The 13,241-nt window shown below is 68.6% G+C and carries 12 protein-coding genes and 1 tRNA gene; 7 read left to right on the top strand and 6 right to left on the bottom strand.

Annotation, left to right across the window (positions count from 1 at the left end; all coding sequences use genetic code 11):
- Positions 1 to 7: 7 nt before the first annotated feature.
- Positions 8 to 2,578 carry a coiled-coil domain-containing protein gene (locus ACW9TV_RS02810; RefSeq protein ID WP_494304339.1) on the bottom strand — a complete coding sequence of 857 codons (2,571 nt, stop codon included), beginning with the start codon at positions 2,576 to 2,578 and terminating at the stop codon, positions 8 to 10.
- A 292-nt stretch (positions 2,579 to 2,870) separates the two neighbouring features.
- Between ACW9TV_RS02810 and ACW9TV_RS02805 the strand changes: the two genes are divergently transcribed.
- The 5 genes from ACW9TV_RS02805 (at position 2,871) to ACW9TV_RS02785 (ending at position 8,133) form a co-directional block, all read left to right on the top strand.
- A complete protein-coding gene (locus ACW9TV_RS02805) occupies positions 2,871 to 3,980 on the top strand; it encodes a zinc-binding dehydrogenase (RefSeq protein WP_494304338.1) in 1,110 nt (369 codons plus the stop codon).
- 86 nt (positions 3,981 to 4,066) lie between these two features.
- Positions 4,067 to 4,140: transfer RNA gene (locus tag ACW9TV_RS02800), tRNA-Gly, on the top strand.
- Between the two features lie 170 nt (positions 4,141 to 4,310).
- Positions 4,311 to 6,563 carry a TonB-dependent receptor gene (locus ACW9TV_RS02795; RefSeq protein WP_494304337.1) on the top strand — a complete coding sequence of 751 codons (2,253 nt, stop codon included), beginning with the start codon at positions 4,311 to 4,313 and terminating at the stop codon, positions 6,561 to 6,563.
- A gap of 105 nt (positions 6,564 to 6,668) precedes the next feature.
- Entirely contained in the window at positions 6,669 to 7,442 is a 774-nt protein-coding gene (locus tag ACW9TV_RS02790; protein ID WP_494304336.1) for an energy transducer TonB, read from the top strand.
- 7 nt (positions 7,443 to 7,449) lie between these two features.
- Positions 7,450 to 8,133 (top strand): Fe2+-dependent dioxygenase, encoded by a 684-nt coding sequence (locus ACW9TV_RS02785; RefSeq protein WP_494304335.1) that lies wholly within the window; start codon positions 7,450 to 7,452, stop codon positions 8,131 to 8,133.
- 12 nt (positions 8,134 to 8,145) lie between these two features.
- Here ACW9TV_RS02785 and ACW9TV_RS02780 read toward each other — a convergent pair whose 3' ends face one another.
- From ACW9TV_RS02780 to ACW9TV_RS02760, 5 genes are all read right to left on the bottom strand, one after another.
- Positions 8,146 to 9,048 carry an FAD:protein FMN transferase gene (locus ACW9TV_RS02780; protein ID WP_494304334.1) on the bottom strand — a complete coding sequence of 301 codons (903 nt, stop codon included), beginning with the start codon at positions 9,046 to 9,048 and terminating at the stop codon, positions 8,146 to 8,148.
- 62 nt (positions 9,049 to 9,110) lie between these two features.
- Positions 9,111 to 9,926 (bottom strand): DUF4198 domain-containing protein, encoded by an 816-nt coding sequence (locus tag ACW9TV_RS02775; RefSeq protein WP_494304333.1) that lies wholly within the window; start codon positions 9,924 to 9,926, stop codon positions 9,111 to 9,113.
- Between the two features lie 21 nt (positions 9,927 to 9,947).
- On the bottom strand, positions 9,948 to 10,460 hold the full coding sequence (locus tag ACW9TV_RS02770) for a DUF2271 domain-containing protein (RefSeq protein WP_494304332.1): 513 nt from the start codon (positions 10,458 to 10,460) through the stop codon (positions 9,948 to 9,950).
- A 9-nt stretch (positions 10,461 to 10,469) separates the two neighbouring features.
- A complete protein-coding gene (locus ACW9TV_RS02765; protein WP_494304331.1) occupies positions 10,470 to 11,147 on the bottom strand; it encodes a PepSY-associated TM helix domain-containing protein in 678 nt (225 codons plus the stop codon).
- 72 nt (positions 11,148 to 11,219) lie between these two features.
- Complete coding sequence (locus tag ACW9TV_RS02760) at positions 11,220 to 11,660, bottom strand: ABA4-like family protein (RefSeq protein WP_494304330.1); 441 nt, start codon at positions 11,658 to 11,660, stop codon at positions 11,220 to 11,222.
- 30 nt (positions 11,661 to 11,690) lie between these two features.
- Between ACW9TV_RS02760 and ACW9TV_RS02755 the strand changes: the two genes are divergently transcribed.
- Both ACW9TV_RS02755 and ACW9TV_RS02750 read left to right on the top strand, forming a co-directional pair.
- The gene (locus ACW9TV_RS02755; protein WP_494304329.1) at positions 11,691 to 12,089 is read left to right on the top strand and encodes a RidA family protein; all 399 of its coding nucleotides are present in this window, start codon (positions 11,691 to 11,693) and stop codon (positions 12,087 to 12,089) included.
- The gene (locus ACW9TV_RS02750; protein ID WP_494304328.1) at positions 12,082 to 13,236 is read left to right on the top strand and encodes a pyridoxal phosphate-dependent aminotransferase; all 1,155 of its coding nucleotides are present in this window, start codon (positions 12,082 to 12,084) and stop codon (positions 13,234 to 13,236) included. Before ACW9TV_RS02755 ends, ACW9TV_RS02750 begins: the two co-directional genes overlap by 8 nt.
- Positions 13,237 to 13,241 lie beyond the last annotated feature (5 nt).

Raw genomic sequence — 13,241 nt, 5'->3', positions numbered from 1 at the left:
GCCGCGCTCAGTCGTCTTTGCGGGCCACCGGGCGCCCGATGGCGTCCGCGATCAGCACATACAGCTTGCCGATATCCGACGACAGCAGAACCAGGGCGAAGCTTTCGCCATCGGGATCCTTCAGCACGCGTCGGATCAGCTGCTCGAACTGGTCGAGGTAGCGCGAGGCTTCCGTCTCGAACTCGGTGTCGTGCACGAAATGGCGGGCGATCTTCCGCGACGTTTCCTTGTCGGCCAGCCGCACCGTCGCACGCGCAAACAGGCTGCGATCGCCATCCAGATAGCGCTTCATGGCATTTTCGCCGACATCGACCGAGAGCAGGCGGGCGACATCGATGGAGGCCGAGTTGAGGCTTTCCAGCAGGCGCTGCGACCGGGCGGCCAGCGTGTCCCGGGCGCGCACGTCCATCCGCGTGTCCACCTCGTCGATCCGCGCCTCCGTTTCCGAGATCACCTTCATCAGGTCGACCAGGCGGGCGGTCAGCCGCTCAGATGCATCGCCGGCCGCATCGGCCGCCTTGGTCGAGGCGTCCTCCAGCGAGGCGATCTGAAGGCGGATGGGGGCGCCGAACGCCGCTTCGGCGCGCGTGGTGGCGAATTCGTTCAGGCTCTGCTCGGCCTCCGCCACCACGGAGGTCAGCAGCTCCCGCACCTCGGTCGCGGTGGCGTTCACGCTGGCGCGCACCTGCATCACATTCTCGACCATGCGCGCGGCCGCTGCGATCGCGGTCTGTTCGGTCGTTTCCCGGATCTCGTTGACGACCCCACGGGCCGAATCGAATTCGCCTGCCAGCGAGCGGGTCAGGTTCACCACGGCGCCATGATCCCGTTCGAACTGGGCGGCGCTGTCGCGCAGAAGGGCCACCTGGCTTTCGATCCGGTCGGCCAGCGCATCCAGCTGATCCTGAACCGAACGCCCCCGATCCTGCAGGGCTTCGAAACCACCCAGAAGCGCCGGCATTCGGGATTCGCTCGCCTCGGCAAATCCGGCGAAGGCCGGGGCCAGCCCCGCGATCCGCTGTTCCAGCCCACCCACGGCGGCCTGCTTGTCGTCCAGGGCATCCCCCAGGGCCGCCACGGCGTTCAGCGTGCGGCCCAGCAGCTCCACGGTCTCGGCATGGCTTTCCGCCGCCCGCGCCCCCAGATCGACGAAACGCCCTTCCACCTGATCGAGGCTGGCGCTGGCTTCCGCCGCCATGCTGGAGGCCAGTTGCTGCTGGCGCAGGCGAAGCTCCTCCAGCCGCAGTTCCACGCCGGTCACCAGCCGCGCGGCTTCCGCCTCCATTTCCTGCCCCATCGCCGACTGGCGGGCCTTCAGCCCCTCCAGCCGCTCTTCCACCTGGCTGATGGTGTCGGCCAGCGCGGCCTGCATGCGCTGGGCGGCCTCCGCCTGCCGATTCGATACTTCGCCCAACTGCGCTTCCAGCTGCGAAAGGCCCGACGCCACCCGTTCCTGCTGGGCGAGGTCGGCAGCGCGTTGCCGCTCCGCCAGATCGGATAGGCGGTTTTCGAACTGCTGCGCGCGCGCTTCGGTCTCGCCGGCGATCGCAGCCGAGGCCTGTTGCTGGGCCTGCGCCAGCGCGGCCAGCCGGGCCTCGATATCGGCGATCGCGGCCGCCGCTGATTGCTGCAGCTGCTGCGAAATGGCGATCTGGTCGGCGAACTGCCCCTTCAGCTGGCCGGCCGCGCCCAGCAGCACGTCCAGCCGTTGTCCGATCACGCGGGTTCCTTCGGCGCCGAAGGCATCCAGATCTGCACGGGCCGCAGCCACCATCTGCTCGACACTGCGCGACTGGGCCGACAGCGTTTCACCGATCGAGGCGAAGGCTTCAGCCGACCGGTCGAGAACACCCGTCACAGCGGCGTCCAGCGTATAGGCACGGCCGGCGATGGTCTTGGTCGTTTCAGCGGCGCTCTGGTCGATCTGGGCGATCAGGCCCTGCATCGTCGACAGCATGGCCTCTGCCTCGCGTCCGGCATCGCGCCCATGCGCTGCGATCCGGGCCAGGGTTTCCTCCATCGTCTCGATGTTGCGCCGCGCCTCGCTGCCGGCAATCTTCAGCGCGGCTTCGGATTCCTGCGCCTGGCGCGAAAGCGTCGGGATCAGTTCCTGAAGCTGGCCAGCCGCCTTGCCCATGTCGCCGGCCGACATCGCCATGGTTCCGGCTGCCACTTCCAGCACCTGCGCCTGCCCCGCCAGCCCGTCGGCTTCGGCCGAGGCCGACTGGCGCAGCGATTCAACCCGATCCGCGCAGGCCGCCAGAGAGGCGTGGACACGGGTCAGCTGCGCCTCAAGCTCGGCGGTCGCCCGCGCCGCATTGTCCACGCGGGTCTCGACTTCGTCGATATCCATCGCCCTGCGGCCGGCGGGCAGGAAGGCCGCGATCAGCAACAGCACGATCAGCGGCGGAAAGATCATCGTCGCACGGTCGGCCAGATCCTGAAGCTGGCCCGCCGGCGCGATCGGCACATTGGCGCTGGCGGAAATGGTGATCAGGAACCAGGCCAGACTGGCGGCGGCAAGCGCCCACAGCGGCCATTGCCGTTTCGCTTCAAACCCAGACGCCGAGTGGCTCATCCGACATTCGCTCCCGTCATGGCACCGCCGCCTTTTGGCGAAAGCCACGACCAATTGCGCAGACACCAACAACCAGTTGTCGCAACCTTAGCTACTGATACCATATCTGGTGCAGCGCAAGCGGATGCTGCCAGTTGTCCACAAGCATCACGGCGAAAGAGCGCCCGCCTTGAGCCCGCCCGGCGCGCCACGGGCCGGGATCGGTCGCTTCGGCCCGGTCATTTCAGGCCTCTCTTTTCAGAATAGCGCATTTCTGCTCAACCCGTCCGGCATCCGTTGCAGGGGCTGGCATATGAAGATCACCGCGGCAGTGCTGCATCAATGCGGCGGACATCAGCGGCCCTATGGCGCCGGTGCGCCGCTCAGCCTGCAGGCGCTGGAACTGGATCCGCCGAAGCCCGGCGAGCTTCTGGTGCGGATCGATGCCGCCGGTCTTTGCCATTCCGACCTGTCCGTGATCAACGGCGACCGACCCCGGCCGATGCCGATGGCGCTGGGGCACGAAGCCGCCGCGACGGTCCTTAAGGCCGGCGATCCCGCAGACGGCACATTCCGGTCGGGGGACCGCGTGGTGCTGGTGTTCCTGCCGGCGTGCGGCGAATGCCCGGTCTGCGCCTCTGGCCAGGGCTATCTGTGCCCCAACGGCGCGGTCGCCAATGGGGAAGGGCGGCTGCTGAATGGCGGGGTCCGCCTGCACGAGGGCGGGCAGCCGGTGCGGCATCATCTGGGGGTCTCCGCCTTTGCCACCCATGCCGTGGTTGACCGCCGCTCCGCCGTGAAGGTCGACGCGGACATTCCGCCCGAAATCGCCGCCCTGTTCGGCTGCGCCGTGCTGACTGGCGTCGGCGCCGTCTTCAACACGGCGGCGGTCAGGCCAGGCGAATCGCTTCTGGTGTTCGGGCTGGGTGGCGTGGGGCTGTCGGCGCTTCTGGGCGCCGTCGCGGCCGGGGCGCAGCCCGTGATGGCGGTGGACCCTTCGCCCGAAAAGCGGACGCTGGCGCTGGAACTGGGCGCCGCCGTCGCCGTCGCCCCGGATCAGGCCGCTGACCTGCCCCGGGCGGATATCGTGATCGAAACGGTGGGCCGGGCCGCGGTTCTGGCGCAGGCCTATGGCGCGGCCCGGCGTGGTGGCCGGATCGTCACGGTGGGCCTGCCGAACCCGGCGGAAATGCTGTCGATCCCGGCGGTGTCGCTGGTCGCCGATGCGAAGACGCTGACGGGCAGCTACATGGGCTCGTCCATCCCCGCTCGGGACATTCCGCGCTATCTGGCGCTGTGGAAGGCCGGGCGGCTGCCCGTCGAACGGCTGCTCACCTCCGTCAATCCGCTGTCGAACATCAATGCGCTGATGGACGATCTGGCTGACGGCCGCGCCATCCGCCAGATCGTGGTGCCCGGCTAGCAGTGCAGCGGGCGCTGCGTCTCTCGGTTGACCGCCCACCCCCGATCATGGCAGGGACGCGCCGCGCCGAACGGCCGCAACACAATGCGGGTGTAGCTCAATGGCAGAGCAGAAGCTTCCCAAGCTTACGACGAGGGTTCGATTCCCTTCACCCGCTCCAGCGCCTGGCCAATAGCCTTCAAACATTGTTCAACGCGGGCTTTCCACCATCCGGCCCCGGTCTCCTCAACGTGCCGGCCATGGTCGCTGGTATCTGCCATGCCCCGGTTATGCGTTGACAGTGCAAATCACTTGCAATAGCGACGCCGGCGTTCACAAAGGGGATACCGAATGCAGGATCAAGATCGTCGCGTTTCCGTTCCGGCCTTTCTCGCCATGGGCTGCGTGGGCTTCATCGCGTCAGCGCAGCCGGTGGCCGCGCAGCAGGCCGAAAAGCCCGAAACGCTGGGCCGGGTCACGGTGACGGACAGCGAAGTGGCAGAGGGCAGCTACCGCACCGAGGCTGCATCGAACGCCCGCCTGACGGAACCGCTGCTGAACACGCCGCGCACGATAACCGTGCTGCCAGAAGCGATGCTGCGGGATCAGGCGGTGGTCTCGTTCGCGGATGCGCTGCGCAATGTGCCGGGCATCACCATCGGCGTGGGCGAAGGCGGCGCGGGGTCCGGCGATTTCATCACCCTGCGCGGGTTCGATGCCTCCTCCGACGTCACGATCGACGGCTTCGCCGACCGGTTGCAGCAGACCCGATCGGACCTCTTCAACTATGAGGCGATCGAGGTGATCAAGGGCCCGAACTCGGCCGTGGGCGGGGCCGGCGGAGCCTCCGGGCAGATCAATCTCGTCAGCAAGGCGCCGCGACTGGAAGACCGGGTGATCCTGAACGGATCACTCGGGTCGGCGGACTATCGCCGCCTCCAGGGGGATGCCAATCTGGCGCTCAAGGGGCTGGTGCCCAATGCGGCGATCCGCCTGAACGCCGTATGGCACGATCAGGGCATGGCCGGCCGCGACGAGGTGTTCCAGCGCCGCATGGGCTTCGCCCCCAGCATCGCCTTCGGGCTGGATACGCCGACGCGGGCGATCCTGTCCTACATGTGGCAATCCGACGACAACCGGTTGGACTATGGCATCCCCTTCGGCCTGACGGGGGAGCGGTTCCCGATTTCCCGCGCCAACTATTATGGCGTGCTGGGGGTCGATCAGGAACATCAGGTCACCCAGATCGCCACGCTGAAGCTGGAACATGACTTCAGCAGCGCCGTCCGCATCGCCAACGTCACTCGCTGGGGCAAGGTCACGCGGGAGGCCGTGTGGACCACGCCGCAGAACCGCAACACGGCGGGCGCGCCGGGCCTTTGCGCGCCGAACTCCGATTGCACCTTCGCCAGCGCTGTCCAGGCGATCGAGGAGGGCCGCTATGCGCAGGCACTCTATATCACAGCCGGGCCGCAGGGGCTGGGCCGCATGTCTGAAAACCGCGTGCTGGTGAACCAGACGAACCTGACGGCCAATGTCGAGACAGGACCCGTCGCCCACACGATCGTCCTCGGCGGAGAGATCGGCCGGGAGGATTTCGAGCGCGGCACGATCAACGTCGGCGGCCTCGCCAACCGGCTGGTCAACCTCTACGCCCCGGACCCGGTCTTCACAGGCCCGCTCACCTGGACGCGCACGCCGGGCCAATATGATGTCCGCGCCACGCGCGGCGCGCTGTGGGCCTTCGACACGCTGAAGTTCGGGGACCGCTTCCAGCTGAACGGCGGGGTGCGCTGGGAACGCTTCGTGGCGGATTATGGTGGAACCGCACTCGTCGCCAATCGGCAGGTGAATAATCTGTGGAGCTGGCAGGGCGCGGCGATCTTCAAGCCTGTTGAGAACGGCACGCTGTATCTCAGCTACACCGATGCGAAGCAGCCGCAGGCATTGGCGTCGACTGCAACCGGTGCAGTGGGCACGGCCGTCAACCCGCCGCTCATGAACCGCAACTTCGAACTGGGCACCAAGTGGGATGTGGCCGGTGGCGGGCTCAGCCTGACGGCGGCGCTGTTTCGCACCGAGCGCACGAACGAGGCGATCACCAATTCGGACGGCAACACGGAATTCGTGGGCAAGCGCCGTGTGCAGGGCCTGGAGCTCAGCGCATCCGGCCAGATCACGCCGGACTGGTCGGTCTTCGCCGCCTATGCCTTCCTCGATTCGAAGATCCTCCGGGCCTCTGCAACGGTGGCGGGCCAGCTGACGGAGGGTGAATCCCTGACGGCGACGCCGAAGCACAGCGGCAGCCTCTGGACCACCTATGCACTGCCCTTCGGGCTGACGCTGGGCGGCGGCCTGCAATATGTGGGCGAAACCCCGGCGCGGCAGAGCTCCGCGACGATCGCGGCCTGGAGCTTCGATCCGGTCACCATCGTCAACGCGATGGCTTCCTACAAATTCTCGGATCGGGTCAGCCTGCAACTGAACGCCACCAACCTGTTCGATGAATTCTACATCCAGCGCCCCCGCGTGACAGACACCTATGCGTTCGGCGTGCCGGGCGAAGGGCGCAAGATCATCGGAACGCTGACCTTTACCTACTGACGAGACAGGCCCGTGGGCGCCCATGCCGGATTGTCGCATGGGCGCCCCGGCGGCGTTTCTGCAATTGCTTCGCATTTCCGTCTTTGTTAGGACTGGCCCAAGGCAATGGCGACCCACGCACTTCCGGCCGGAGACGGCGGCTTTCGCACCCCTGACGGGCCGGTGCGCACACCGCGTCTGCACGTCGTGGCGCGCGCGCCCGCCGGGTCCGCCGATGCGCAGGCCCCGGCCCGGCGACCGCTGTCGTTCAACGCGCTGGTGGCGATCACCGTCGTTGCCCTGCACCTGCTGCTGTTCGCCGCCCTCATCGCCCAGCGTCAGCTGATGAAGCCCGCGCCGGAGCCGGTGGCGATCCAGCTCCTGTCCATTCCGGCCGCTCCGCCCTCAACACCACCTTCAAGCCCTGAACAGCTGCTGGAAACGCCGCCCGTCGTGGTGCCGCCACCCGTCCTCCTGCTCGAGGACAGGCCCCCAGCGATCGCCGCCGTCGTGTCAGAGGCGCCGCCCGCGCCGCAGCCGGCCGCGCCTGCCGCCGTTGCCGTGGCCGAAGGCCCGCCGTCGCCGGTTGCGGCCCGCGCACCCTCCGCCGTTTCCGGGGGCGATCTTTCCGCCAGCATGATCGAGGCCGTGCCTCCGCGTTACCCCTATGAATCGCGGCGGCTGAAGGAACAGGGCACGGTTGTCCTGGATGTTCTCCTCGGCCCCGATGGCCGGGTGGAGCGCATCGCCGTGCGCACCTCCAGCGGCCACGCCCGGCTGGACAAGGCCGCACTGGACGCCGTGCGCCGCTGGCGATGGTCCCCGATGCTGCGCGATGGGCAGGCCGTGGCGGTTCGCGGCCTCGTCGAGATTCCCTTCACCCTCACGCCCGCGCGCTAGCCTCCCCATGCTGATCGCCATTCCAGACATCCTCACGGCCGACGAAGTCGCCGACTTTCGCGCCATCATGGCCACCGCAGAATGGGTCGATGGCAATGCCACCTCCGGCCCGCAATCCGCGCTCGCGAAGGCCAATCTTCAACTGCCGGAAGACGGCCCCGCCGCGCGCGAGCTTTCCCAGCGCGTCCTGTCGGCCCTTTCGCGCGCGCCCGGTTTCATTGCCGCAGCCCTGCCCGCAAAGGTCTTCCCCCCGCTCTTCAACCGGTATCGCCCCGGCGAATCCTTCGGCACCCATGTGGACAACGCCATCCGATCGAAGCCCGGCACGGATTTCCGCATCCGAACCGATCTCTCGGCAACCCTCTTCCTCGCCGCGCCAGACGAATATGACGGCGGCGAGCTGGTGATCGAAGGCCAGTTCGGCGAACAGCGGGTGAAGCTGCCGGCCGGGCACATGGTGCTCTACCCCTCGTCCAGCCTGCACCGTGTCACGCCGGTCACGCGCGGCGAACGGATCGCCTCGTTCATGTGGATGCAGTCCATGGTGCAGGACGATGCCGCCCGCCGCTCGCTCTACGAGCTCGACGTCTCCATCCAGAAGCTCGCCACCCGCCTTGGCCTTGGCGATCCCGAAGTGGTGGCGCTGACGGGCATCTACCACAATCTCCTGCGTCGCTGGGCGGTCGTCTAGCGCGGGCCGGGCTCAGCCCAGCATCGCCTGCAGCGCCGGTGTGATCCGCTCCTCGAAGCCCCCGGCTGTGCGCAGGATGATCTGGGCGGCAAGGCCCCGGCGCGCGGCCCATTCATATCCGCGCGTTGCCCCCAGGATCATGATCGCCGTCGCCTCCGCATCGGCCCGCATGCAGCCGGGGCCCAGCACCGCCACCGAAGCGACGCCCTGCGTTGACGGCGCGCCGGTTGCCGGATCGATGCTGTGGGAAAGCCGCCGCCCGCCGCGCAGAATCGCCCGCCGGTAGTCCCCCGACGTCGCCACGCTCAGTCCGGCCAGCGCGAGCCTCAGGGGCGGAAGGGCCGTGCCCGGCGGCTGCTCCACCTCCACCCACCAGGGCTGGCCGTCGGGGCGCACGCCTTCGCCGCGATATTCGCCACCGATCCCGATCAGGAACTGCGTCGCCCCCGCGTCCAGAAGCGCGCGCGCCACCCGGTCCACCGCCTGCCCCTTGGCGATGCCGTTCAGATCCAGCGCGACGTCGCCCGGCTGGGTCAGCCTGTCGCCCGCCATCCTCAGGCTGCGCCAGGCCCCGGCCCGCGCCCCTTCCCGGGCGCCGCCGGGGCCGAATCCCCACCGGTCGGACAGCGCCGCAAGCCCCGGATCAAAGGCGCCTTCGCTTGCCCGCGCCACGTCCAGCGCGGTCGCCACCACCTCGGCGAACCCGGGGGACAGCTGCATCACGGTTCCGGCCGCCGCCCGGTTGAAGCGCGAAATCTCCGAATCCGCGGCCCACAGGCTCGATTCGGAAATCACGGCATCCAGAACAGACTGCACCAGCGGCCGCGGATCGGCCGGGCCGCCGGCAACCGCCAGCGACCAGTCCGTGCCCATCGTCTCGCCGCCCAGCCGCCTGACGGTCGCGCCGGCCGCCATCGCCCGGAACAGGGCGGGCGAAAGATCGGGCGCAATGGCGACCCTGGGTTCGAAATCCAGCGTCAGGGGGCCAGCACTTCCAGCGTGGTGATGTAGGTCAACCGCCGCTGCGTCGCGCCCGGCACGCTGGCGTTGCCGTCCTGCAGCTGGGCTTCCAGCCAGTACATGCCCGGCGTCGGAAACTCGATGGTCAGCACGCCGTTCGCATCTGTCTTCAGCGTGCGGTCGTTCAGCTTGTCGCGATAGCGCACGCCGCCCGGCACCACTTCCACGTCGATCCCGGCGGCGGGCTTGCCGTCTGCCAGGAAGCGCAGTTTCGCCGGCTCGCCCGAAACCAGGTCGTTGGGGTGGGTCAGCCATTCCACTTCCAGCCCCTTGCCTGTGGGCTTCAGCACGGTGGTGGTGGGCGCGCCCGCCGTCACGAAAATCTCGTTGCGGCTGCTGTTCTCGCTGATCTGCACATCGGTCGCGCCGGCGGGGATCAGCTTCGCGAGGTCGGCGGCGGCGGCGCCGCGCGGCAGGCGCTTCTGTTCGCCGTTCAGCTTGTAGCTGCCCATGATGCCCGCCATCGACGTGCCGATCTTCCAGGTGCCCTGTTGATTCAGCTCCACGTCGAACACGCTGCGGTATCGGCCGGTGGCGGGGTTCTGCATCTTCCCCTCCGTGCCGTCGGGCTGCCAGACCTTCATATTGTCCAGCCGCATCGGCACATGTTCGAAATAGAAGAGGTCGTTGGAAACGGCGGCGTCCACCGTCACCCAGGCCTTCTCGCCCGACAGCACCGTGGCAGACGGATGCAGCCACTGGCGGTGCGCCAGCGACGGGGTGGCGGCAAGGCCGGCCAGCAGGGCGGCGACGAGCATCGGTTTGCGGAACATCAGTCTCTCTCCCGTTCGGATTCAGCGCTTCAGCGTGAGCGTCGCGGCGCCCAGTTCGGCGGTGCCGGCGGCCTTCGCCACCGCGCCCGGCTTCGGCGGCCACTGGAAGGGCAGGCGGATCAGCTCCCGGCCGCCCACTTCGCGCGCGGCCTCGATCACCAGCTCATACTGGCCGGGCGCCAGCTTCCCCAGCGGGCCCTGGCCTTCGGTGAAGCTGATGCGGTGGGTGCCGGGCGCGCGGGTCGCGCCGGAGACGCCATCCACCGGGAAGCTGAGCGTGCGCCCCGATTTCCGCCACCAGGTGCGGATGTCGCGCAGCCACTTCTCCCCTTCCCGGTCCTTCAGCTTGGTATCGTACCAGACCGCCAGGGTCTTCGCTTCGCCGCCCTGCGGCTCGATCCAGATCGCCACATAGGGGCGATGATATTCCGCCACCTTCAGCGTGGGGATGGTGAGCGAGAGATCGAGCCCGGCCGCAAGCGCGGGCGAGGTCGCCAGCAGCAGCACGGGGGCGGAAAGCAGGTCTGTTCGCATCAAATTCCCCTAGTGAATGAAGAACATCGCCAGCAGCAGCGGGATCAGCAGCCCCAGCCCCACAAGCGGCCATGTGGAAGGCCGGCGGTGCGCGTGCAGCCACAGCAGCACGAGGCCCGTCAGCGCGAACACCAGCGAGGCGACCGCGAAGATGTCGATGAACCAGCTCCAGGCCGGGCCGGTGTTCCGGCCCTTGTGCAGATCGTTCAGATAGGAAACCACCCCGCGGGAGCTGCGTTCGGCCAGAACCTCGCCGGTTTCCCGGTCGATGGAGACCCAGCCGTCGCCGCCGGGGCGCGGCAGGGACAGGTAGATTTCGTCCGCCGACCATTCGGCCGTTCCGCGCGACTTCACCGACAGGTCCGATTTCAGCCAGTCGTCCAGCGCGGGCGGCAGCGGCCGTTCCTGCCTGTCGGCGCTTTCGTCGGGCTTCGGCGCGATCAGCGGCATCAGCGCCTCGGGCAACTGCGCCGCCCGCTCGGTGGTGACGGGCCGGCCCTCGATCTGGCCGGCGTGGTTCAGGGTGATCCCGGTGATCGTGAACAGCAGCAGGCCCACCAGGCTCACTGCGGAGCTGATCCAGTGCCATGTGTGCAGCTGCTTCAGCCAGAAGGCGCGCTTCGCCTTCGCGGACGGCGCGGACGGGCGCGTCACGACTTCAGGAGGTGGGGCGGATGTCCCGTGCATGCAGGCCTGCTATCGCTGCACTGGGATAAATGCAACTCACTCGCAAAAGCACAGAGGGGATTTTTTGGCCGTTCAGCCTTGCCGGCGCGTCCGCGCCACGGCCGCCGCCAGCAGATACAGCAGCAGGCCGACCGGACCCGCCATCAGCGTCAGCGCCAGCAGCGGCACCAGCAGCCCGTGCGGAACCCCGGCGCGCGGGGCGTCCTCGGCCATCCAGCTGCCCACGAACAGGTCGAACGCCAGGAAATGCACCCAGCCGGCCAGCATCGCCTCCCGCCGGGAGAGCAGCGCCACCACGCCATCCAATGTGCCGAATCCGGCCCCTTCGGGAAGGCCCGGCCCGGCGATCAGCCCGCGCGCCAGCAGCAGAAGATAGATGGCGCAGACCGCCGCCGACGCGATTCGCGCCACAATCACAAGCGCTTCCCGCCGAAGCGGTGAAAACAGCAGCGCCGCCCAGCCGGCCATCACGATCCAGTTGGCGATCGAAAAGACAAGATCGGCCTGTTGCATCCCCGTTCCCCCACGTCCAAACCGCCGGCCATGACCAGCAGGCCTCGCACCACCCATTCCTCCGGCTCGCCCTTCGAGTCCAGCATCGGCTTTTCCCGCGCGGTTCGTGTCGGCAACCGGATCCTCGTGTCCGGCACCGCCCCGGTGGAGCCCGATGGCAGCAGCACGCCCGGCGACGCAGAGGCGCAGGCCCGCCGCTGCCTGACCATCATCGTGCAGGCGGTGGAGGCCCTGGGCGGCACGGCGGCCGATGTGGTGCGGACCCGCATGTTCCTGACCGACGCAGCAGACGCCGAAGCCGTCGGCCGCGCCCATGGCGCCGTGTTCGGGGCCATCCGCCCGGCCGCCACCATGGTCGCGGGCGCCGTGCTGCTGCGCCCGGAATGGCGGGTCGAGATCGAAGCCGAGGCCGAGGTCGCAGATGACTGAGCCGCTGATGTCCACCCGGGCCCGCAGCCTCGCCGCCGTGGGGCAGGCGAGCAGCTGGGCGATCGCGGATGAAGGCCTGCGCCGCGTGGCCGCCGGCGAGGATATCCTGCTGCTGACGCTGGGCGATCCGGTCTGTCCGCCGCATCCGGCGATCGTCGCCGCGACGAAGGCGTCGCTGGATGCCGGCCGCACCCACTACACCCCCCTCCATGGCGAACCGGCCCTGCGCGCCGCCATCGCCCGCACCGAGGGCTGCCTTGCGGATCAGGTGATGGTGATGCCCGGTGCCCAGCACGCCGGCCTCGCCGTGCTGACCCTGATCGTGGGCGAGGGCGACGAGGTGATCCTGTCCGATCCCTTCTACGCCACCTATCCCGGCGTGGTCGCCGCCACGGGGGCCAGTGCCGTGCGCGTGGCTGCCCGCGCAGATCTTTCCACCGATGTCGATGCGATCGAAGCCGCGATCACGCCGCGCACCCGCTGCCTGTTCCTGAACAGCCCGGCCAATCCGTCCGGCACGGCGCTGACGGTGGCGGATTATCAGCGCCTGTCGCAGCTGTGCGAACGGCACAATCTGTGGCTCGTCGTGGACGAGGTCTATTCCCATTTTCGCTTCGACGGGCAGGATGTGCGCGCCTGGCGGCATGGTCCGGCGGGCCGCACCGTCTCGCTCAACAGCCTGTCGAAAAGCCATGCGATGACGGGCTATCGCGTCGGCTGGGCGGTCGCCCCGGAGCGTCTGATCGCGGCCCTCGCGGACTGGAGCGCGGCGGCCCTGTTCGGGGTCAGCCAGTTCATCCAGGACGCCGCCGTGGTGGCGCTTTCCCTGCCAGATGCGGAACTGTCCCCCTATCGCCTTGCCTTCCGCGCTCGCGCGGAACAGGTGGTGGCCCGCGCCAATGCCCTGCAGGGTCTGAAGGCAGCGATGCCCGCAGGCGGCATGTTCGTGATGCTGGATTGCCGGGGCGTGGAGCCCGACGACCAGCGCTTCGCCCGCAGGCTGCTGGAGGAAGCGAAGGTGGGCGTGGTGCCGGGCAGCGGCTTCGGCGCGGGCGGGCGCGGGCATGTCCGCATCAGCCTCACCCCCGAAGCTGACACGCTGGACCAGGCGTTCGATCGCATCGCGGCCTTCATCGCAACAGGCTGATGTGG

Source organism: Sandaracinobacter sp. T42 (genome assembly GCF_059115405.1).
The sequence above is the reverse complement of the archived record's forward strand: the minus strand, read 5'-3'. Positions and strand labels throughout refer to the sequence as shown.